This window comes from Streptomyces sp. cg35 (genome assembly GCF_050410835.1).
In the GTDB taxonomy this organism is placed as follows: domain Bacteria; phylum Actinomycetota; class Actinomycetes; order Streptomycetales; family Streptomycetaceae; genus Streptomyces.
The window spans coordinates 1,627,678-1,647,897 of record NZ_CP191268.1; the positions used below are offsets into that span (position 1 = coordinate 1,627,678).

Consider the following 20,220-nt stretch of genomic DNA (forward strand, 5'->3'; position numbering starts at 1 on the left):
ACGCGGTGATCGCCAGGTGCCTCGTGCCGGCGCCCGTCACTTGAAGCCGGTCGGCATGTACTGGCCGACGTTGTCCTTGTCGACGACCGCGGAGAACAGCGTCACGTGGGCGGGGATCTCGAACTCGGCCATCCCGCTGATCCCCTTGCCCTGGCCGAGGGCGCGGGCCAGGTCGATGGCGGAGGCGGCCATGGTGGGCGGGTAGAGGACGGTGGCCTTCAGGACGCTGTCGTCGGCCTCGATGGCCTGCATGGCGGAGAGCGCGCCCGCGCCGCCGACCATCAGGAATCCGTCGCGGCCGGACTGCTTGATGGCGCGCAGGGCGCCGACGCCCTGGTCGTCGTCGTGGTTCCACAGCGCGTCGAAGTTCTTCTGCGCCTGCAGGAGCTGGGACATCTTGGCCTGTCCCGACTCGACGGTGAAGTCGGCGGCCTGGCGGGCCACCTTCTCGATGTTCGGGTAGTTCTTCAGGGCGTCGTCGAAGCCCTGGGTGCGCTGCTTGGTGAGTTCGAGGTTGTCGATGCCGGCGAGCTCGATGACCTTCGCGTTCTTCTTGTCCTTGAGCTTCTCGCCGATGTAGTTGCCGGCGCTCAGGCCCATGCCGTAGTTGTCGCCGCCGACCCAGCACCGGTACGCCTGCGGGGTGTTGAAGATGCGGTCGAGGTTCACGACGGGGATCCCGGCGCGCATCGCCTTGAGCCCCACCTGGGTCAGCGCCTTGCCGTCGGCGGGCAGGACGACGAGGACGTCGACCTTCTTGTTGATGAGCGTCTCGACCTGGCCGATCTGGGCGGCCGTGTCGTTCGATCCCTCGGTCGCTTCGAGGGTGACGTCGGCGTACTTCTTCGCCCGCTCCTTGGCGTTCTCGTTGATGGCGTTGAGCCAGCCGTGGTCGGCCTGCGGTCCGGCGAAGCCGATGGTGACCTGCTTGCCCTTCTTGTCGTCGGCGACCGGCTGGTCGGCGGCCTTGCTGCTGTCGCCCTTGTCGCTGGGCTCGTTGCTGGTGCAGGCCGTGAGCAGACCGCCCGTGGTGACGGCTGCGGCCGCGCCGAACAGGATGTTTCTGCGGCTCGTCATGTCTGGCATGGCAAAGTCCCTTCCCGCGTCAGGAGGTGGAGTGGGCCGTACGTCGCTGGACCAGGACCGCCGCCACGATGATCGCGCCCTTGGCGATCTGCTGGACGTCGCTCTGCAGGTTGTTCAGCGCGAAGATGTTCTGGATCGTGATGAAGATCAGGACACCGAGGACCGAGCCGACGATGGTGCCGCGGCCGCCGGTGAGCAGGGTGCCGCCGATGATGGCGGCGGCGATGGCGTCGAGTTCGTACAGGTTGCCGTTGGTGTTCTGGCCGGAGCCCGCGAGCACGATCAGCAGGAACGCGGCGATGCCGCAGCACAGTCCTGACAGCAGGTACAGGTAGAGCCGCTGACGGCGTACGTCGATGCCGGCGAGCCGGGCCGCTTCCGCGTTGCCGCCGACGGCGACGGAGCGGCGGCCGAACGTGGTGCGGTTCAGGACCAGCCAGCCGATGACCGTGACCGCGGCGAAGACGAGCACGAGGGGCGGGATGCCGAGGACGTAGGACTCCCGCTCGCCGAGCTTCAACACGCTGTCCACGGTGACCACTTGGGTCTTGCCGTCGGTGATCTGCAGGGCGAGGCCACGGCCCGAGGCGAGCATGGCGAGGGTGGCGATGAAGGGGACCATGCCGCCGTACGCGATGAGCAGGCCGTTGACGAGGCCGCAGCCGACGCCGACGACGATCGCGGTGAACAGGATGCCGAGGAAGCCGTATTCCTGGGTGGCGACCGTGGTGGCCCAGACGCTCGCGAGGGCGACGATGGCGCCCACGGAGAGGTCGATGCCGCCGGAGATGATCACGAAGGTCACACCGACGGTGACGACGCCGATGACGGAGGCCTGGGTCAGGATGAGCTGGACGTTGTCGGTGTCCAGGAAGGAGTCCGGCTGGGTGATGCCGCCGATGACGATCAGGGCGGCGAGGACGCCGAGCAGGGAGAGCGTGCGGATGTCCACGCGGACGGCTTTGACGGACTTGGTGGCCGCGGCACGCTTGGGCTCCGCCGGGCGGGTCGGGGTGGCGGGCTGCGTCATGGCGCCTGGGTCCCTTCTGGGCAGATCGACCGTTCGCCGTGGGGCGACTGTCTGACGTCGGGTGCGGGTGGTGTCCGGCCGGCCGCGCGGTTCCCCGCGCCCCTTTCGGGGCTTCTCATGCGGGGGTTCCTTCCATGACCAGGTCCAGGACGCGGTGCTCGGTCAGTTCCGGCGCCGGGGCCTCGTGGACGACGCGGCCCTCGCGCAGGACCAGCACGCGGTCCGCGAGGCCCAGGACCTCGGGGACCTCGCTGGAGACCAGGAGGACGGCGAGCCCGTCGTCGGCGAGGCGGCGGATGACCGCGTAGAGCTCGGCGCGGGCGCCCACGTCGACGCCCCGGGTCGGCTCGTCCAGGAGCAGGACCTTGCAGCCGCGCAGCAGCCAGCGGGCCAGCACGGCCTTCTGCTGGTTGCCGCCGGACAGGGTACGGACGGGGACGGACGGGTTGTCCGGGCGCAGCGACAGCTCCCGGGTCGCGCGGTGCGCGGCCTCGCTCTCCCGCCCCCGGTCCAGCCAACCCCCGTACGAGAAGCGGGACATGGAGGAGACCGAGACGTTGCGTGTCACCGACTCCAGCATCAGCAGTCCCTGTGCCTTGCGCTCCTCGGGTGCGAGGCCGAGCCCGGCGCGGACCGCCGAGCGGACGCTTCCGGGGCGCAACGCCCTTCCTTGGACGGCGACTTCACCGGTCGTCGGCTTCCGCGCGCCGTAGATCGTCTCCAGGATCTCGGAGCGGCCCGAGCCGACCAGTCCGGCGAGGCCGACGATCTCGCCGGGCCGGATGTCCAGGTCCAGTGGCTCGAACTCGCCGTCCCTGGACAGGTTCCGGACGCGGAGCACGGGCTCCGTCTCGTCCCTCTCCGCGGGGCGCGGCGGGAAGACGTACTCGACGTTGCGGCCCGTCATGAGCGCCACCACGTCGCGTGTCGGTGTGTCCTTCGCGGGGAGTCCGCCGGCCACGGCCCGGCCGTCCTTGAGGACGCTGACCCGGTCGCCGATGCGGCGGATCTCCTCCAGGCGGTGCGAGATGTAGACGACGGCGACGCCCTCTGCGGTGAGGTCGCCGACGATGCGGAAGAGGTTGTCGACCTCGTCCGGGTCGAGCGCCGCGGACGGCTCGTCCATGACGATGAGGCGTACGTCGTGGGAGAGCGCGCGGGCCATCGAGACGATCTGCTGTCCGGCCGCGGAGAGGTCGCCCACCAGGGTGCCAGGGGCGATCTCGCCGTGGCCGAGTCTTTTGAGCAGCGCGGCGGTCGACGCCTTCGCGTCCCGTCCCCGGACGACGAAACCGGCCGAGGTCGGCTCGTGGCCGAGGAAGACGTTCTCGGCCACCGACAGGCCTTCGACCAGGTCGAGTTCCTGGTAGATGGTGGCGATGCCGAGGCGCATCGCGGTGATCGGTGAGCGCAGGGAGACCGGTTGTCCGCGCCAGGTGATGGTGCCCTCGTCGGGCTGGTGGGCGCCGGCGAGGACTTTGATGAGGGTGGACTTGCCCGCGCCGTTCTGGCCGAGCAGGCAGTGCACCTCGCCTGCCTGGACCTCCAGGTCCACGCCGTCGAGGGCGCGGACTCCGGGGAACGACTTGGTGATGCCGGACATGGTGAGCAGCGGTGGTTCTGGTGCCGAAGGTGCCATGGCGGTTCCCCTATGAACGGGTGCGGGCCGGTTTCAGGGCAGGGCAGAGCAGGGCGCTGTGCTTCAGGTGGGTTCGAGAAAGGCGGTGCCGGGAGTGCTACGCCGGTGAGAACAGGTGGTCGCTGATGAGCCGGGCGCCGCCGATGACTCCGGCGGTGGGGCCCAACTCGCCCAGGACGATGGGGAGGTTGCCGGTCGCGAGGGGCAGCGACTGGCGGTAGACCTGGGTGCGCAGGGCGGCGAGGAGCGTGTGGCCGAGACCGGTCACACCGCCGCCGATGACGACCAGGCCGGGGTTGAAGAAGCTGACGAGGGACGCGATGACCTGGCCGGTGCGGTTGCCGCCCTCGCGGATCAGGTCGAGGGAGGTCCCGTCACCGGCGGCCGCGGCCACCGCGACATCGGCGGCGCTGAGCCTTCCGCCGGTCTCCAGGCGCCCCGCGAGCTCGGGCGAGCGGCCGTCGCGGGCGGCCTCCTCGGCGTCGCGGGCGAGTGCCGCGCCGCTGAAGTAGGCCTCCAGGCAGCCCTTGTTGCCGCAGGCGCACTGCCTGCCGTCGGGTTCGACCTGGATGTGCCCGATGTCGCCGGCCGATCCGGTCGTGCCGCGGTAGACCTCGCCGCCGACGACGATGCCGCAGCCGATGCCGGTGCCGATCTTGACGCAGAGGAAGTCGCGCGCCTGGCGGGCGACGCCCGCGTGCTGCTCCCCCATCGCCATCAGGTTCACGTCGTTGTCGACCATGACGGGGCAGCCCAGCTCCTGGCTGAGTGCCTCGCGGACCGGGAAACCGTCCCAGCCGGGCATGATCGGCGGGGCGACCGGCACGCCCTCGGGGAAGCGGACCGGACCGGGCACGCCGATGCCCGCTCCGTCGAACCCCTCGGCCAGTCCGGACGCCTTCAACTTGGCTGCCATGGCGAGTACTTGCTCGAAGACCGCGACCGGTCCCTCGCGTACGTCCATGGGCTGGGTGATGTGCCCGAGGACCTCCAGCTCGGCGTTGGTGACGGCGACGTCGACCGAGGTCGCGCCGATGTCGACACCGAGGAAACGGAGTCCGGGCGCGAGCCGGATGTTGTGGGAGCGGCGGCCGCCGCGCGAGGCGGCGAGGCCGTCGGCGACCACGAGTCCGGTCTCCAGGAGCCGGTCCACCTCGACGGCCAGTTTCGACCGCGAGAGGTCGATCTGATCGCCCAGCTGGGCACGGGAGTTGGGGCCCCCGTCGCGCAGCAGTCGCAGCAAGCGCGCCTGGTGCGCGTTCGCGGGTCGAGCCGTCATGCGTCTCACGTGCCCCTCCCCGCCTCTTCGGGCTCCGGTGGCCCGACCGGACCGCTGTCGCCTCGTCCAGTCGTTCTTTCGGCCAGTCGTTCTTTCGATGGGGAACGTAGCAGTGCCTGCCGGGTGTGGGAAGAAGTTGCGCAGGAATTACCCATGACTTTCTCCAGTCACAGGACAAAGGTCGGTCCGCGAGGGTCTCCCCCGCGACGCCCGGCGGCCTTTCCGCCCCGGACGCGACCGCCCCCGCAGACCGTCCGCCGCGTCAACGCGGCACGTCACAGGGGGTATACGGCCATGACGTCATCCGGTACAGGGCGCTCGACCGTACGGCATCGGGGACGACGGGGCGCTGGACGAGTCGCCGGTGCGGGACACGGCGGAGAAGGTGACGGGACGGGCACCGCGCTCCTTCGCCCGGCGGGCCGGGCAGCACGCGCACGCGTTCGCCGGCTGACGGACGTCCCGGGGCAGGCGGGCCCGGCGGCCCGCCTGCCCGCGGCTCATCCGCGGTCGCGGTGGTGGTACGTCTCGCGGGTGTGCTCCGTGTGGGCCCGCATCACGGCCGTGGCGCGCGCCTCGTCGCGGGCCGAGATCGCCGCGATGAGCTCGCGGTGCTCGATCCAGGACTGCTTGCCGCGCTGGCGGGCGACGGGCTGGTAGTACCAGCGGACACGGGCGTCGACCTGGCCCGCGAGCTCACCGAGGACCACGTTGCCCGCGAGTTCCATGACCTTCGCGTGGAACGCGGCGTTCGTCGCGACCACCAGGTCGACGTCCCCGTCGGCGACGGCCTGCTCGCCCTTCGCGCAGAGGTCTTCCAGGGCGGCGATCCCGGTCTTGCCCGCGTTGGCCGCGGCGAGCCGGGCGGCCTCGGCCTCCAACAGCGTACGGACGGTGAGGAGTTGGTCGGCCTCCTCCTCCGTCGGCTCGTGCACGAACGCGCCCTGCGCCGGACGCAGATCGACCCAGCCCTCGGTGTTCAGACGCTGCAGCGCCTCGCGCACCGGCTGGCGCGAGACCCCGAGGTGCCCCGCCAGCTCGCTCTCGACGAGGTGCTGGCCGGGCTGGAGGGCGCGGGTCGTGATGAGTTCGAGCAGCGCCTCGTAGACCCGCTCGCGCAACGGGCCGGGGCGCTCGAGCTTGGGCACCGCCCCCTGCGGCAGTCCTGTGGACAACATCGCGGTCCCCCTCCTGGGCTTCGGAGCATCCGGCAAGCCGATTCCGGTTCCGGCGTCCGCGACCCATACGGCATCGGAACGGATCGGAACACTCGATTGTCTTTGGAATACAGTTTACCGAGCACAATCGCTACCACCAGGGCGAGTTGGACTCGTCACATCCCGCGCACCTCACGTCACGGACAGCGCACGACCTGGCCCGCGTACGAGAGATTCCCGCCGAAGCCGAAGAGGAGGGCGGGGTCGCCGCTCTCGATCTCGCCCCGCTCGATCAGTTTGGACAGCGCCATCGGCACGCTCGCGGCGGAGGTGTTCCCGGAGTCGACGACGTCCCGGGCGACGACCGCGTTCACCGCGCCAATCTTCTCGGCGAGGGGCTCGATGATGCGCAGATTGGCCTGGTGCAGGACGACGGCGGCGAGGTCGGCCGGGGCGAGGCCCGCCTTCTCGCAGGCCGCGCGGGCGAGCGGCGGCAGCTGCCGGGTCGCCCAGCGGTAGACGGACTGACCCTCCTGCGAGAAGCGCGCGGGCTCGCCCTCGATCCGGACGGCGTTGCCCATCTCCGGGACCGAGCCCCACAGGACCGGCCCGATGCCGGGCTCCTCGCCGTCGGCGCACGGCTCGATCACCACGGCGCCCGCACCGTCGCCGACCAGGACGCAGGTGGTGCGGTCGGTCCAGTCGGTGACCGCCGACATCTTGTCCGCGCCGATGACGAGGGCGCGGGTGGCGGCGCCGGCCCGCAGGGTGTGGTCGGCGGTGGCGAGGGCGTGGGTGAATCCGGCGCAGACGACGTTCAGGTCGAGCGCGGCGGGCGACGGCACGCCGAGCCGGTGGGCGACGCGCGCCGCCGTGTTCGGGGAACGGTCGACAGCCGTGGACGTGGCGACGACGACGAGGTCGACGGCTTCGGCGGTCAGGCCCGCCGCGGCCAGCGCCTTGGCGGCGGCGTGCGCGGCGAGCTCGTCGACCGGCTCGTCGGGACCCGCGATGTGCCGGGTGCGGATGCCGACGCGGGAGCGGATCCACTCGTCGTCGGTCTCGACCATGCCCGCCAGGTCCTCGTTCGTGAGGACCCTGGCGGGCTGATAGTGCCCGATGCCGACGATGCGCGAACCGTTCATGGAAGTCCCCTCGTGTGCCTGGCGTGCGAGCCGTGCGCGCCGCGGACGTTCCAGTCTGGCCAGCGACCGGCGAGTACGAGGTGACGTAAAGCAACAGGATTGTGTGGTCTTGGTTGGAGAGTTCTGCCCGATCAGCCAGTGAACAGCTGTGTGGCTTTTTGCACCAGTTCGTACAGGCCGTAGGCGAGCGGCGCGCCCACCCACAGCCAGGCGACGGCGATCAGGCCGCGGCGCCTAGGCGGGCTGCTGGTGGTCACGGTCGGCGGTGTCATCGGCGGACTCCCTGGGGGCGGGGATGTGGTGGCGGGCGTGGACGGGGCGGACGAGCTCGTTGGCCACGAAGCCGACGACCAGCAGGCCGATCATGATCGTGAACGAGAGTCCGTAGAGGGACGAGCCGTGCTTTCCGGCGTCCTCCTGGCTGTCGGCGACCCAGTTGACGATGAGCGGGCCGAGGACGCCGGCCGTCGACCAGGCCGTGAGCAGCCGGCCGTGGATCGCGCCCACCTGGTACGTGCCGAACAGGTCCTTCAGGTACGCGGGGACGGTCGCGAAGCCGCCGCCGTAGAAGGAGAGGATGACGAGCGCGCAGATGACGAACAGCGGCTTGGAGGCGTCGCCGTACAGGGCGATGAGGAGGTACATCAGGGCGCCCACGCCCAGGTAGAGGCGGTAGACGTTCTTGCGGCCGATGAGGTCGGACGTGGAGGACCAGCCGATGCGGCCGGCCATGTTCGCGGCGGAGAGCAGCGCGACGAAGCCGGCCGCCGCGCCGGCCGTGACCGGGGTGCCGGTGTCCGCGAAGAAGTCCGTGATCATGGGGGCGGCCTTCTCCAGGATGCCGATCCCCGCGGTGACGTTCATGCAGAGGACCAGCCAGAGGCACCAGAACTGGGGCGTACGGATGGCCTGTTTCGCCGACACCTGCGGGCCGGCGGGGGCTTGCCGCGCGGTTCCCCGCGCCCCTGACGGCACCTTCTCGCCCGGCACCCTGACCAGCAGGACACCCAGCAGCATGAACACCGCGTACGTCAGGCCGTGCACCAGGAACGCCAGGGCGATGCCGTCGCTGTCCGCGCCGAACGAGTCCAGCATCTGCGCGCTCCACGGCGACGCGATCAGCGCGCCGCCGCCGAAGCCCATGATCGCGATGCCGGTGGCCATGCCGGGCCGGTCCGGGAACCACTTGATCAGCGTGGAGACCGGCGAGATGTAGCCGATGCCCAGGCCGATGCCGCCGACGAAGCCGTAGCCGAGCACGATCAGCCAGTACTGCTCGGTGGCGGCGCCGAGGGCGGAGAGCAGAAAGCCCGAGGAGAAGCAGACGAGGGCGACGGTCATCGCCCAGCGCGGGCCGTTGCGCTCGACGAGCGTGCCGCCGAACGCGGCGGACAGGCCGAGCATCACGATGCCGAGCTGGAACGGCAGCGCGCTCTGGGTGCCGCTCAGGTTCAAGGCGGATTCGAGGGGCGGCTTGAAGACACTCCAGGCGTACGCCTGGCCGATGGAGAGATGGACCGAGAGGGCGGCGGGCGGTACGAGCCAGCGGCTCCAGCCGGTCGGTGCGACGGGGGGCCTCATGATCCCGAACGGTAGGCAGCGGTCCGGTTGTTGGGAAGAGGTCGGACCTCGGTCCGTACAGAATCCGTCCACCGTATGCAATGCCCCGGCACGCCATCGTGCGAGCCGGTGCGCGGAGTCTTGTCGGCCCAACTTCCATACTGTAGACAATATTCCATCGACAGTCTCCGCTTCTCTTCGGACCGCCACTGCCCGTGCGAGCAGGGCGGAGCCGGAACCCTCGACCGGACGGAGCCCGCCAGTGAAAGTCGCAGTCCTCGGCGCCGGAGCGATCGGCGCCTATGTCGGAGCCGCGCTGCACCGCGCGGGCGCCGACGTCCATCTCGTCGCCCGTGGACCGCACTTGGCGGCCATGAGGCGCAGCGGTGTCCAGGTCGTCAGCCCGCGCGGCGACTTCACCGCGCGGGCCCACGCCACCGACGACCCGGCCGAGATCGGGCCCGTCGACTATGTGTTCCTCGGCCTGAAGGCCAACTCGTACGCGGCGTGCGGGCCGTTGATCGAGCCCCTGCTGCACGAGCGGACAGCGGTCGTCGCGGCGCAGAACGGCATCCCGTGGTGGTACTTCCACGGGCACGGCGGTCCGCACGACGGACATCGGCTCGAAAGCGTCGATCCGGACGGCGCCGTGAGCGCGGTGCTCGCACCCGAGCGAGCCGTCGGATGTGTCGTCTACGCCGCGACCGAACTGGAGGCGCCGGGAGTGGTCCGGCACCTGGAGGGGACGCGGTTCTCCGTCGGGGAGCCGGACCGCTCGGTGTCGGCGCGCTGCACCGCGTTCAGTGACGCGATGCGGGCGGGCGGCCTGAAGTGTCCCGTCGAGCCGGAGCTGCGCGCCGACATCTGGATCAAGCTGCTCGGCAACATCTCCTTCAACCCGATCAGCGCCCTGGTGCGCGCCACGATGCGGCAGATGTGCCTGCACGGCGGCACGCGCCGGGTCATCGAGATCATGATGACCGAGACGCTCGCCGTCGCCGCGGCGCTCGGCTGCCGGCCCGACATCTCCGTGGAGCGCCGCCTGGCCGGCGCCGAACGGGTCGGCGACCACCGCACCTCCACGCTCCAGGACCTGGAACGCGGAAAGCCGCTGGAGCTGGACGTGCTGCTGGCCGCGGTCGTGGAGCTGGCGGACATCACGGGCGTCGAGGTGCCCACCCTGCGCACCGTGCACGCCCTCTCGGACCTGCTCGCCCACGGCATGAGGAGGGACGCCGCATGAAGCAGAAGCGGCGCGACCGCACCCCGAAGACGTACCACCGGCTCACCCGTCCGCTGGTGCGCGAGACACCCGGCGACCGTGACTCGCCGTTCAGGGAGGCCACTTGGGACGAGGCGCTGACAGTGGCGGCCGACGGGTTCCGCCGCACCCGTGAGGAACACGGCCCGGACGCCTTCGCGATGCTGTCGTGCGCCCGCGCCACGAACGAGATGAACTTCGTGGCCCAGAAGTTCACGCGGGTCGTGATGGGCACGAACAACGTCGACTCCTGCAACCGCACGTGTCACGCGCCGAGCGTCGCCGGCCTGTCGGCCGTGTTCGGCTCGGGCGGCGGCACCTCCTCGTACGAGGAGGTCGAGCACACGGACCTGATCGTGATGTGGGGCTCCAACGCCCGCTTCGCGCACCCGATCTTCTTCCAGCACGTGCTGAAGGGGATCCGGGGCGGCGCCCGGATGTACGCCGTCGACCCGCGCCGCACCTCGACCGCCGAGTGGGCGGAGAGCTGGCTCGGCCTGAACGTCGGCACCGACATCCCGCTGGCGCACGCGGTCGCCCGGGAGATCATCGCCGCCGATCTGCACAACAAGGCGTTCGTGGCGCGGGCCACGACCGGCTTCGAGGAGTTCAAGGCGCTCGTCGAGCCGTGGACGCTGTCCCTGGCGGAGAAGGTGACCGGCGTCCCCGCGGCGGCGATCCGGGACCTCGCGCACGCCTACGCGCGGGCCGAACGCGCCCAGTTGTGCTGGACGTTGGGGATCACCGAGCACCACAACGGCACCGACAACGTCCGGGCGCTGATCAACCTGTCGCTGCTGACCGGCCACGTCGGACGGTACGGCGCCGGGGTGCAGCCGCTGCGCGGGCAGAACAACGTGCAGGGCGGCGGCGACATGGGCGCCATCCCGAACCGGCTGCCCGGCTTCCAGGACCTCCTCGACGACGGCCACCGGCTGAAGTTCGAGCGGGCCTGGGACACGGTGATCCCGCCGCGCTACGGAATGACCCTCACCGACATGTTCGAGGCGATGGAGCACGGGCGGCTGCGCGCCGTGTACTGCATCGGCGAGAACCCCGCCCAGTCGGAGGCCGACAGCGAGCAGGCCGCGCGCCGTCTGGCCGCCCTCGATCACCTGGTGGTGCAGGACATCTTCCTGACCAGGACCGCGGAGATGGCGGACGTGGTGCTGCCCGCGACGGCCTCGTGGGCGGAGACCGACGGCACGACGACCAACAGCGAGCGGCGGGTCCAGCGGGTGCGGGCCGCGCTCGCCCCGCCCGGTGAGGCACGCGAGGACATCGACATCATCTGCGACGTGGCCGCGCGGCTGGGCCACGACTGGAAGTACGCCGACGCCGAGGCCGTGTGGAACGAGCTGCGCGCGCTGTCGCCGGACCACTTCGGGATGACGTACGACCGGCTGGAAGAGCTCCAGGGGCTGCAGTGGCCCTGCCCCGACGTGGACGAGCTGCCCTCCTCGTATCTGCACGGGCGGCTGTGGGAGACGGATCCGGGGCGGCGCGGGCGGCTCGCGCCGTTCGGGCTCGTCGAGCACGATCCGCCGGTCGACCTGACCGACGAGGCCTATCCGATCCGGCTGACCACCGGACGCCGTCTCGACTCGTACAACACCGGTGTGCAGAGCGGGGGGTTCGCGTCCCCGTTGCGCCGCGGCGAGTACGTCGAACTGTGCCCGGAGGACGCGGAGCGGTACGGGGTCGTGGTCGGCGAGGAGGTGCGGGTGTCGTCGCGGCGCGGCGTGGTGACCGCGCCGGTCTGGGTCGATCCGGGGCTGCGTCCCGGGCTCGCCTTCATGACCATGCACTTTCCCGACGAGGTGGACACCAACGCGCTGACGATCGAGGCGAACTGCCCGATCGCCGGGACGGCGGAGTTCAAGGCGTCGGCGATCCGGATCGAGAAGCTGACCGCGTCAGCAGTGAGGGGCTGAGGGACCGTGGATCTGCGCTTCGGTGACAGCAAGCCGACGGACGAGGAGCGGGAGGCGGTCGACGCGCTCCTCGGGCCGCCGGAGTCCGCGTGGGAGGGGGCCGACGACCGGTCGGACGCCGATCTGCGGTGGGCCCGGGGCGGGCGCGCGGCGCGCGAGCGGCGGGACTTGCTGTTGCCGGGGCTGCACGCGGTCAACGACCGGGTGGGGTGGATCAGCGAGGGCGCCCTGGACTATCTGTGCCGGCGGCTCACCGTGCCGCCGGCCGAGGCGTACGGGGTGGCCACGTTCTACTCGATGTTCTCGGTGCGGGCGCGGCCCGCGTCCGTGCTGCACGTGTGTACGGATCTGGCGTGTGCGCGGGTGGGGGGTGCGGAGTTGTGCGGCTCGGCGCGGGGGCGGTTCGGGCCTGATGTGCAGGTGTCGGAGTCGCCGTGTCTGGGGCTGTGCGAGCGGGCGCCTGCCGCTCTGCTCGTGCGGGCGGGGCCCGCTGCGTCGGCCGTGCCGATCGCGCCGTTTCGGGGCTCTGCCCCGGACCCCGTTCTTCAAGCGCCGGACGGGCTCGGATCGCCCGATGTACCCCAAGCCGGTGATCCGGGGCTCGTTCTGCTCAAGCGCGTCGGTGTCGTCGATCCCGCCTCTCTCGACGACTACCGCGCCGAGGGCGGGTACGGCGCACTGCGGCGGGCCTTCGCGATCGGGGCCGGGGGCGTCATCCGGGAAGTGACCGACGCGGGGCTCGTGGGGCGGGGCGGGGCCGCGTTTCCGACGGGGCGGAAGTGGCAGGCCACCGCCGCCCAGCCGGACGGGCCGCACTACCTCGTGTGCAACGCGGACGAGTCCGAACCGGGCACCTTCAAGGACCGGGTCGTGATGGAGGGCGACCCGTACGCGCTCGTCGAGGCCATGACGATCGCGGGCTACGCGACCGGCGCCCGCCACGGCTACCTGTACCTGCGCGGCGAGTACCCCCTCGCGCTCGCCCGGATGAGCCACGCCGTCGAACAGGCCCGTGCGCGCGGTCTGCTGGGCGAGGACATCCTCGGGCAGGGGTTCTCCTTCGACATCGAGATACGGCGCGGCGCGGGCGCCTACATATGCGGCGAGGAGACCGCGCTCTTCAACTCCATCGAGGGGTACCGGGGCGAGCCCCGCTCCAAGCCGCCGTTCCCCGTCGAGAAGGGGCTGTTCGGCAGGCCGACCGCCGCCAACAACGTCGAGACGCTGGTGAACGTGCTGCCGATCCTGACCATGGGCGCGCAGGCGTACGCGGCCATCGGCACGGAGCAGTCGACCGGGCCCAAGCTGTTCTGCGTCTGCGGCGCCGTCGGCAGGCCCGGCGTCTACGAGCTCCCCTTCGGCGCCACCCTCGGCGACCTCCTCGCCCTCGCCGGCACCCCGGACCCGCTGCGGGCGATCCTGCTCGGCGGCGCCGCGGGCGGCTTCGTGCGGCCCGACGAGCTGGACATCCCGCTGACCTTCGAGGGGACCCGTGCCGCGGGCACCACGCTCGGCTCGGGTGTCGTGATGGCTTTCGACGACGCGCTCCCGCTGCCCCGGATCCTGCTGCGGATCGCCGCGTTCTTCCGCGACGAGTCCTGCGGGCAGTGCGTGCCGTGCCGGGTGGGCACGGTGCGGCAGCAGGAGGCCCTGCACCGGATCGCCGAGCGCAGGGGCATCGCGGCCGACGACGACATCGCCCTGTTGCGCGAGGTGGGGCGCACCATGCGCGACGCCTCGATCTGCGGTCTCGGCCAGACCGCCTGGAACGCCATCGAGTCCGCCATCGACCGCCTGGGGGCGTACGCGTCATGACCGCCGTCGAACTGGGGATACCCCGTCGTCTGCTGGAGTTCACGATCGACGGGGAGCCGGTGCGCGCGCCCGAGGGGTCGACGATCCTCGACGCCTGCCGCGCCGCCGGAAAGGACGTTCCGACCCTGTGCCAGGGCGACACGCTGACCCCGAAGAACGCGTGCCGGGTCTGCGTCGTCGAGGTGGAGGGGTCCCGGACCCTGGTGCCGGCCTGCTCCCGTCGGGCCGAGCCGGGCATGGAGGTGCGGACGGACACCGAGCGCGCCCGGCACAGCCGCAAGGTCGTCCTCGAACTGCTCGCCTCGTCCGTCGACTTGTCGACGACTCCCCATGTCGCTTCATGGATCAAGGAGTACGAGGCGAAGCCGGACCGCTTCGGTCCGGACGCGGAGCGGCTGAGCGAGGAACCGCGGGTCGACAACGATCTCTACGTGCGCGACTACGACAAGTGCATCCTCTGCTACAAGTGCGTCGACGCCTGCGGCGACCAGTGGCAGAACACCTTCGCGATCTCGGTCGCCGGACGCGGCTTCGACGCCCGGATCGCCGTCGAGCAGGACGCGCCGCTGACCGATTCGGCGTGCGTGTACTGCGGCAACTGCATCGAGGTGTGCCCGACGGGCGCGCTGTCCTTCAAGTCGGAGTTCGACATGCGGGCGGCCGGTACGTGGGACGAGTCGGCGCAGACCGAGACGACGACGGTGTGCGCCTACTGCGGAGTCGGCTGCAACCTCACGCTCCATGTGCAGGACAATGAGATCGTGAAGGTCACCTCCCCGCACGACAACCCGGTGACCCACGGCAACCTCTGCATCAAGGGCCGCTTCGGCTACCAGCACGTACAGAACCGGGACTGATCAAGACATGGGACGAGTCACGGAACGGCGCAAGGTGATCCGGATCAGGGACGGACGCGTCTCGACCCGGCCGGACACGCTCGTCGCCGAGGAACCCCTGGAGATCCGGCTGAACGGGAAGCCGCTCGCGATCACCATGCGCACCCCGGGCGACGACTTCGCGCTCGCGGCGGGCTTCCTGGTCAGCGAGGGCGTGCTCGCGGGCGCCGCCGACCTCCAGAACATCGTGTACTGCGCGGGCGCCACCCAGGACGGCTCGAACACGTACAACGTGGTGGACGTGCGCACGGCGCCGGGCGTCGTGCTCCCCGACATCACGCTCGAGCGGAACGTCTACACGACGTCGTCCTGCGGTCTGTGCGGCAAGGCGAGCCTCGACGCGGTGCGGACCACGGCCAGGTTCCCGATCGCCGACGCTCCCCCGGTCCGGCTCACGCCCGAGCTGCTCTCCTCGCTCCCCGACCGGCTGCGCGAGGACCAGCGCGTGTTCGACCGGACCGGGGGGCTGCACGCCGCGGCCCTCTTCGACGAGGAGGGCCGCCTGGTCGACATAAGGGAGGACGTGGGCCGGCACAACGCGGTCGACAAGCTCGTCGGCCGTGCCCTGCAGCAGGGGGACCTGCCGCTGTCCCGGTCGGTGCTGATGGTGTCCGGGCGGGCCTCGTTCGAGCTGGCGCAGAAGGCCGTCATGGCGGGCATCCCGGTGCTCGCCGCGGTGTCGGCCCCGTCGTCGCTCGCCGTCGACCTGGCCGCCGAGACGGGGCTGACGCTGATCGGCTTCCTGCGGGGCAGCTCCATGAACGTGTACGCGGGGGAACACCGGGTCGCCCTGGAGGCCGCGGCGGCCGCGGCGGCCGCCGAGGCCGCCACGCAGCACGGCTGACCCGGTTCCCCGCGGCACGGCGGCGGGGGCCCGGACCGGCGGGGAGCGCCCCCTGCGCCGGCCGGGTCCCTACGCCGCCGGCCCCGGGGCGCGGCCCGCCCGCGTCACCGGTCGACCGCGTACCCCCACGCCGCCGAGATCTCCAGCAGCCGGGGCGGCAGGCCCGCGCAGCTCCCGGCGGGCCGGGCGGGCTGGATCCGGCCGGAGCGGATCTTCTCGCTCCAGTCCCCGATGTGCGGCCGGAACTCCCCGTGGTCCCGTGCGCCGTAGTCCAGCATCGCCGGGTGCCAGTCGACCCCCAGGTGCGCGCAGATGCGCCGGGTCTCGCGCTCGGGGTCCTCGGTCAGGTCCTCGTAGGTGACGGTGATCCCGTCCAGGACGCGTCGGGCCCGCTCCAGCTCCTCGGCGTAGCCCAGTACTTCGGCGTGGACGGCGGCGATGTCCGGGTCGGTGCGGCGTGCGGTCAGGGACTCGACGACGGCGGCCGGGTGGCGCAGCAGGAAGATGTAGCGGGCCCGGGGCCAGGCGCGGTGCAGCCGGGGCCACAGATGGGTGTTGGCCGGGGTCTTGTCGACGACGAGGGAGGCCTCGTCGCCGCCGCGACATCGCGCGTGGTGCAGCACCCTGTCCCACAGCATGTGCTCCAGCTCTTCGCGGTCCAGGGCCAGTTCGCGCATGGCCTGATGGGTGAAGTCGCGGTCGAGGTGGACGTGCAGGGTGCGCAGGTGCATCTCGTGCGGGGCGCGGATGTCGGGGTGGCTGTTGAGCAGGACGCGCAGCAGCGTGGAGCCGGAGCGGACCGGGGAGAGCAGGAAGACCGGGTCGGGCACGAGGCGCGGGGCCGGTTCGACGGGCGGCCGCTCGTCGCGGGCGCGCGGCTGGGCGGGGATCGCGGGCAGTGCTCCTGTGCGGGGCACGGGCGGTCGGAGCGCCTGGGCGAGCAGCCTCCTTCTGCGTCGCATCCCTGTGCGTACCGCCTGCCAGCGGGCGTCGGGCACGGCGTGTCACCTCTTTCGCGTCGGCCCCGTTCCGGTTGTGCCGTCCAGCTCAGGGGTTCGATGCGAACGTGAAGTGACGTGCCGGGAAAGGGAGTACGGCACATCGTGCGCACAGCCCGCGCACATCGGTTCCCGTCAGGCGGTACCGGTCGTGCCGCCGGGCTCTGCGGGGAGCTCGCAGACGCGGCGGAGCAGGCCGAAGAACAGGTCGCGCTCGGCCGCCGAGAGCGGGGCGAGGAGCGCGTCGTTGGCGGTGCGGGCCGCGCGGGCGCACGTCTCGACGAGGCGGGTGCCGTCCTCGGTGATGGTGACCGCGTTCTTGCGGCGGTCCCTGGGGTCGGGCGCGCGCTCGACGAGGCCGGCGTCCTGCAGGTCGTTCAGCACACCCACCATGTCCTTGGGGTCGAGCTGGACGCTGCGCACGAGGTCGGCCTGGGCGACCGGCTCCAGGTCGGCGACAGCGCTGAGGACCACGTGGTGCCACATCTTCAGGCCCTGCTCGGCGAGGGCGTCCGCGACGAGGGCCCGGCCGCGCGCTGCGGCCCTGCCGAGGAGCCAGCTGGGCAGGTCGCGGATGGTGCTCGGTGCGGAGGGGGGCGTGCTCATGGGGCCAGCATACCGAGCATTCGTTGGACTTCCCAATGAACTCGCTCTACCGTTGGGAGTCCCAACGAACTCGATCCGTGAAGGCGGTGACGCGCATGCGCCGTGTCCGGTACGCGCACAGCGGCGGCCCCGAGGTCCTGTTCCTGGAAGAGGCGCCGGTCCCCGAGCCGGGCCCGGGGGAACTCCTCGTCCGCACGGAAGCGGTCGGGGTCACCCTGCCCGTCGTCCGCAAGGTCCGCGAACCCCGCGAGCCGATCGTGCTCGGCGGCGAGATCGCGGGCGAGGCGGTCGCGCTCGGCGCGGGCGTGACGACGTACGCGCCCGGCGACCGCGTCACGGGCCTGACCTTCGGCCACGGCTACGCGGACTACGCGCTGCTGCACGTCACGATGGCCTCCCCGGTGCCGGACGGGGCGAGCGCGGTCGACGCGGTGGCACTCGTGCGCAGCGGACTCGTCGCGTACGGGGCGCTGCAGGCGGCCCGGCCCGAGCCCGGCGAGGCCGCCCTGGTGACGGCGGCGGCGAGCGGCGTGGGTCATCTCGCCCTGCAGCTGGCCTCGTTGCGGGGCGCGGGCCGGGTCGTGGCCGCCGTCTCCGACCGTCGCAAGAGCGCGTTCGTGCGCGGACTCGGGGCCGATGCCGTGGTGACGTACGACGCCGGGTCCTGGGGCGAGCCCGTGGACTACGTCCTGGACGCGGTCGGCGGCGAGCTGCTCGCGCCCGCGGTCGGCGCCCTCGCGCCGCACGGCCGGCTCGTCGCGTACAGCTCGGGCGGCGGGACCGTGTCGGCGTACGACCTGCTGGTCGGAGCGAAGTCGGTCATCGGGTTCCAGATGGCGCTCATCGCGCGCGGCAGGCCCGAGACGTACGAGAAGTGGCGCACGCAGTTGTGGCGGCTGTTCCTGACGGGTGCTCTGAAACCTTCTGTGCACGGGGAGTTCGCTCTGGAGGAGGCGGCACGGGCGCACGCGGTGATCGAGGAGCGGAGCAACCTCGGCAAGGTGGTCCTGATCCCCTGATGCACGGTCCTTGTCGGGTGGCGAGCGGCCCAAGTAGCGTCTGTGGCGCATACGTTGGACGTGGGATGTCCGGTTGTCCGGATGACCTGAAGGGTGGGCCGCGCCATGCGACGAAGGAACTTCCCCGCACGTCTGAGATCGGTGCTGGCGGCGCTGGCCGTCGCCGCGGCACTCCCCGCTCCGGTGGCCGCACAGGCCGCCACCGCGCCGCCCTTCGAGCAGCAGGTGCTGTTCAAGGCCTCGCAGGATCCGGGATACGCCTGCTACCGGATACCTGCCGTCGTGAAGACGGCCGAGGGCACCCTGCTCGCCTTCGCGGAGGGCCGCACGAACGACTGCTCCGACGCCGGTGACATCGACATCGTGGTCAAGCGGTCCGAGGACGGCGGGCGCACCTGGTCGCCGCTCCAGGTCGTCAACGAGGGCGCGGGCGACACGCACGGCAATCCGGCGCCGGTCGTGGACCTGCGCACGGGCCGCATCGTGCTCGCCGAGACGTACAACACCGGCCGTACCGACGGCAGGAACTGCGCCGTGCCGTGCGACCGGACCCCGCACCTCCAGTACAGCGACGACGACGGCCGCACCTGGTCCGCGCCGCGCGACCTGAGCGGCGAACTGCTGCCCGCCGACTTCAACTCCTGGTACGCGACCGGGCCCGTGCACGGCATCCAGCTCACCAAGGGCCGGCACCGCGGACGCCTCGTGTTCACCGTCAACGCCGAGACGTGGAACGGCAGTCGGGTCACCGCGAACCATGCCGCCCTGATGGTGAGCGACGACCACGGCGAGCACTGGCGGATCGGCGCTAAGGACTCGTGGCCGATCGCGGACGACGGCACGTTCCGGCAGAAGCCGTCCGAGATGACGCTCGCCGAACGCCCCGACGGCACGGTCTACGTCAGCGGGCGCGAGCAGGACGGCACCGACGCCGGACACCGCACGCACGCGGTCAGCCGGGACGGCGGGGACTCGTTCGAGCGCCCCTTCGCCGCGATCCCCGATCTGTACACGCCGCAGGTGCAGGGCTCGGTGCTCCCGGTCGGCAGGCGCGGCGAGCGGCTGCTGCTCGCCTGCCCCGGCGACCCGGACCGGCGGCGCACCATGACCGTCCGGTCCTCCTACGACGGCGGGCGCACCTGGGACAGCTTCGACCGGGGCACCGTGGTGACCACGGACTGGTCGGGCTACTCGGACATGGTGCAGGCCGACCCGGACCATGTGGGTCTGCTGTACGAGGGCGGCGCGGTCGACGCACGGGACGAGATCCGCTTCGCGCGGTTCACCCTCGACTGGCTCACGGAGCGGCGCGGCCCCGACCCGACGACGGACGACCGGGCGCGGGGCGCGCGGGACGCGGCCGTGCTCGGCGGGGCGTCGCTGACGGACGGCCGGACCGGCCGGGCCCTGTCGTTCGACGGGACGAACGACGCGGTCAGGCTCCCGTACCGCAGCGAACTAGCGCTCGGGACGAGGGACTTCACCGCCTCCCTCTGGTTCCGGTACACGGCGACGAGCGGTGAGCAGCCGCTGCTCTGGATGGGCGGCATCGGGACGACGCAGCCGCAGGTGTGGCTGCGGGGCGAGCCCGCCGCGCACCGGATCACCGGGCTGATCACCGTGCGGGACGGTGCGGCAGCGCCACGTTCCGTCTCCGTGAGCAGCGCGTCGGCGTACAACGACGGGGCCTGGCACCGGGCCGAACTCCGGCGCGGTGACGGCACGGTGGTGCTGTCCGTCGACGGCACGGAGGTCGGGAGCGCGGCCGACGTCCCCGGGTCGGTGAGCCGGAACTCGCCGTTCGGGGTGCACCTGGGGCAGCGGATGGACAGCCGGGCGTACTTCACCGGGTCCCTCGACGACGTACGGGTCACGTCCGGCGGGCGGGACGTGCTGTGGCTGCCGTTGGACCGGGTGCGTGGCGGGCGTTAGCGTCGCGTCGTGTGAGGGG

At 71.7% G+C, this 20,220-nt stretch carries 17 protein-coding genes; 7 read left to right on the plus strand and 10 right to left on the minus strand.

The window, feature by feature from the left end; all coding sequences use genetic code 11:
* Positions 1-36: 36 nt before the first annotated feature.
* The 8 genes from ACQUQD_RS07745 to ACQUQD_RS07780 all read right to left on the minus strand — a co-directional run bounded on the left by ACQUQD_RS07745 (position 37) and on the right by ACQUQD_RS07780 (position 8,917).
* Entirely contained in the window at positions 37-1,086 is a 1,050-nt protein-coding gene (locus ACQUQD_RS07745) for a substrate-binding domain-containing protein (protein ID WP_428951249.1), read from the minus strand.
* Positions 1,087-1,105: 19 nt separating this feature from the next.
* Complete coding sequence (locus ACQUQD_RS07750; RefSeq protein ID WP_428951251.1) at positions 1,106-2,116, minus strand: ABC transporter permease; 1,011 nt, start codon at positions 2,114-2,116, stop codon at positions 1,106-1,108.
* A 115-nt stretch (positions 2,117-2,231) separates the two neighbouring features.
* Positions 2,232-3,719 (minus strand): sugar ABC transporter ATP-binding protein, encoded by a 1,488-nt coding sequence (locus ACQUQD_RS07755; RefSeq protein WP_428957481.1) that lies wholly within the window; start codon positions 3,717-3,719, stop codon positions 2,232-2,234.
* Positions 3,720-3,852: 133 nt separating this feature from the next.
* Entirely contained in the window at positions 3,853-5,034 is a 1,182-nt protein-coding gene (locus ACQUQD_RS07760) for an ROK family protein (RefSeq protein WP_428951253.1), read from the minus strand.
* Between the two features lie 500 nt (positions 5,035-5,534).
* Entirely contained in the window at positions 5,535-6,212 is a 678-nt protein-coding gene (locus ACQUQD_RS07765) for a GntR family transcriptional regulator (RefSeq protein ID WP_428951255.1), read from the minus strand.
* Positions 6,213-6,388: 176 nt separating this feature from the next.
* Entirely contained in the window at positions 6,389-7,336 is a 948-nt protein-coding gene (locus ACQUQD_RS07770) for a beta-ketoacyl-ACP synthase III (RefSeq protein ID WP_428951257.1), read from the minus strand.
* 131 nt (positions 7,337-7,467) lie between these two features.
* Positions 7,468-7,608 carry an MFS transporter small subunit gene (locus tag ACQUQD_RS07775; protein WP_428951258.1) on the minus strand — a complete coding sequence of 47 codons (141 nt, stop codon included), beginning with the start codon at positions 7,606-7,608 and terminating at the stop codon, positions 7,468-7,470.
* Positions 7,571-8,917: an OFA family MFS transporter gene (locus tag ACQUQD_RS07780; protein WP_428951260.1), complete on the minus strand. Its 1,347-nt coding sequence runs from the start codon at positions 8,915-8,917 to the stop codon at positions 7,571-7,573. Before ACQUQD_RS07780 ends, ACQUQD_RS07775 begins: the two co-directional genes overlap by 38 nt.
* Before the next feature lie 241 nt (positions 8,918-9,158).
* Between ACQUQD_RS07780 and ACQUQD_RS07785 the strand changes: the two genes are divergently transcribed.
* Genes ACQUQD_RS07785 through fdhD form a run of 5 tightly spaced genes read left to right on the plus strand, consistent with a single transcriptional unit; the run spans position 9,159 to position 15,646 of the window.
* Positions 9,159-10,139: a 2-dehydropantoate 2-reductase gene (locus ACQUQD_RS07785; RefSeq protein WP_428951262.1), complete on the plus strand. Its 981-nt coding sequence runs from the start codon at positions 9,159-9,161 to the stop codon at positions 10,137-10,139.
* The gene (locus ACQUQD_RS07790; RefSeq protein ID WP_428951263.1) at positions 10,136-12,091 is read left to right on the plus strand and encodes a molybdopterin oxidoreductase family protein; all 1,956 of its coding nucleotides are present in this window, start codon (positions 10,136-10,138) and stop codon (positions 12,089-12,091) included. The genes ACQUQD_RS07785 and ACQUQD_RS07790 overlap by 4 nt, the downstream gene beginning before the upstream one ends.
* Positions 12,092-12,097: 6 nt before the next feature.
* Positions 12,098-13,906 (plus strand): NADH-ubiquinone oxidoreductase-F iron-sulfur binding region domain-containing protein, encoded by a 1,809-nt coding sequence (locus ACQUQD_RS07795; RefSeq protein WP_428951265.1) that lies wholly within the window; start codon positions 12,098-12,100, stop codon positions 13,904-13,906.
* Positions 13,903-14,763 (plus strand): 2Fe-2S iron-sulfur cluster-binding protein, encoded by an 861-nt coding sequence (locus ACQUQD_RS07800; protein WP_428951267.1) that lies wholly within the window; start codon positions 13,903-13,905, stop codon positions 14,761-14,763. The genes ACQUQD_RS07795 and ACQUQD_RS07800 overlap by 4 nt, the downstream gene beginning before the upstream one ends.
* 7 nt (positions 14,764-14,770) lie before the next feature.
* Positions 14,771-15,646 carry a formate dehydrogenase accessory sulfurtransferase FdhD gene (gene fdhD / locus ACQUQD_RS07805; RefSeq protein ID WP_428951269.1) on the plus strand — a complete coding sequence of 292 codons (876 nt, stop codon included), beginning with the start codon at positions 14,771-14,773 and terminating at the stop codon, positions 15,644-15,646.
* A 104-nt stretch (positions 15,647-15,750) separates the two neighbouring features.
* Here the strand turns inward: fdhD and ACQUQD_RS07810 are convergent, their stop codons facing one another.
* Together ACQUQD_RS07810 and ACQUQD_RS07815 are read right to left on the minus strand one after the other, a co-directional pair.
* A complete protein-coding gene (locus ACQUQD_RS07810; protein ID WP_428951271.1) occupies positions 15,751-16,644 on the minus strand; it encodes a sulfotransferase family protein in 894 nt (297 codons plus the stop codon).
* A gap of 135 nt (positions 16,645-16,779) precedes the next feature.
* Complete coding sequence (locus ACQUQD_RS07815; RefSeq protein ID WP_428951272.1) at positions 16,780-17,250, minus strand: MarR family winged helix-turn-helix transcriptional regulator; 471 nt, start codon at positions 17,248-17,250, stop codon at positions 16,780-16,782.
* A gap of 95 nt (positions 17,251-17,345) precedes the next feature.
* On the opposite strand from ACQUQD_RS07815, the gene ACQUQD_RS07820 reads away from it, so the two are divergent.
* Both ACQUQD_RS07820 and ACQUQD_RS07825 read left to right on the plus strand, forming a co-directional pair.
* The gene (locus ACQUQD_RS07820; RefSeq protein ID WP_428951274.1) at positions 17,346-18,269 is read left to right on the plus strand and encodes a quinone oxidoreductase family protein; all 924 of its coding nucleotides are present in this window, start codon (positions 17,346-17,348) and stop codon (positions 18,267-18,269) included.
* A gap of 105 nt (positions 18,270-18,374) precedes the next feature.
* Entirely contained in the window at positions 18,375-20,201 is a 1,827-nt protein-coding gene (locus ACQUQD_RS07825; RefSeq protein ID WP_428951276.1) for an exo-alpha-sialidase, read from the plus strand.
* The last annotated feature ends 19 nt before the right edge of the window (positions 20,202-20,220 follow it).

Coding starts and splice junctions, on each gene's coding strand:
- ACQUQD_RS07745 (WP_428951249.1), bottom strand. CDS start 1,086: ATGCCAGACATGACGAGCCGCAGAAACATCCTGTTCGGCGCGGCCGCA.
- ACQUQD_RS07750 (WP_428951251.1), bottom strand. CDS start 2,116: ATGACGCAGCCCGCCACCCCGACCCGCCCGGCGGAGCCCAAGCGTGCC.
- ACQUQD_RS07755 (WP_428957481.1), bottom strand. CDS start 3,719: ATGTCCGGCATCACCAAGTCGTTCCCCGGAGTCCGCGCCCTCGACGGC.
- ACQUQD_RS07760 (WP_428951253.1), bottom strand. CDS start 5,034: ATGACGGCTCGACCCGCGAACGCGCACCAGGCGCGCTTGCTGCGACTG.
- ACQUQD_RS07765 (WP_428951255.1), bottom strand. CDS start 6,212: ATGTTGTCCACAGGACTGCCGCAGGGGGCGGTGCCCAAGCTCGAGCGC.
- ACQUQD_RS07770 (WP_428951257.1), bottom strand. CDS start 7,336: ATGAACGGTTCGCGCATCGTCGGCATCGGGCACTATCAGCCCGCCAGG.
- ACQUQD_RS07775 (WP_428951258.1), bottom strand. CDS start 7,608: ATGACACCGCCGACCGTGACCACCAGCAGCCCGCCTAGGCGCCGCGGC.
- ACQUQD_RS07780 (WP_428951260.1), bottom strand. CDS start 8,917: ATGAGGCCCCCCGTCGCACCGACCGGCTGGAGCCGCTGGCTCGTACCG.
- ACQUQD_RS07790 (WP_428951263.1), top strand. CDS start 10,136: ATGAAGCAGAAGCGGCGCGACCGCACCCCGAAGACGTACCACCGGCTC.
- ACQUQD_RS07800 (WP_428951267.1), top strand. CDS start 13,903: ATGACCGCCGTCGAACTGGGGATACCCCGTCGTCTGCTGGAGTTCACG.
- fdhD (WP_428951269.1), top strand. CDS start 14,771: ATGGGACGAGTCACGGAACGGCGCAAGGTGATCCGGATCAGGGACGGA.
- ACQUQD_RS07815 (WP_428951272.1), bottom strand. CDS start 17,250: ATGAGCACGCCCCCCTCCGCACCGAGCACCATCCGCGACCTGCCCAGC.
- ACQUQD_RS07820 (WP_428951274.1), top strand. CDS start 17,346: ATGCGCCGTGTCCGGTACGCGCACAGCGGCGGCCCCGAGGTCCTGTTC.
- ACQUQD_RS07825 (WP_428951276.1), top strand. CDS start 18,375: ATGCGACGAAGGAACTTCCCCGCACGTCTGAGATCGGTGCTGGCGGCG.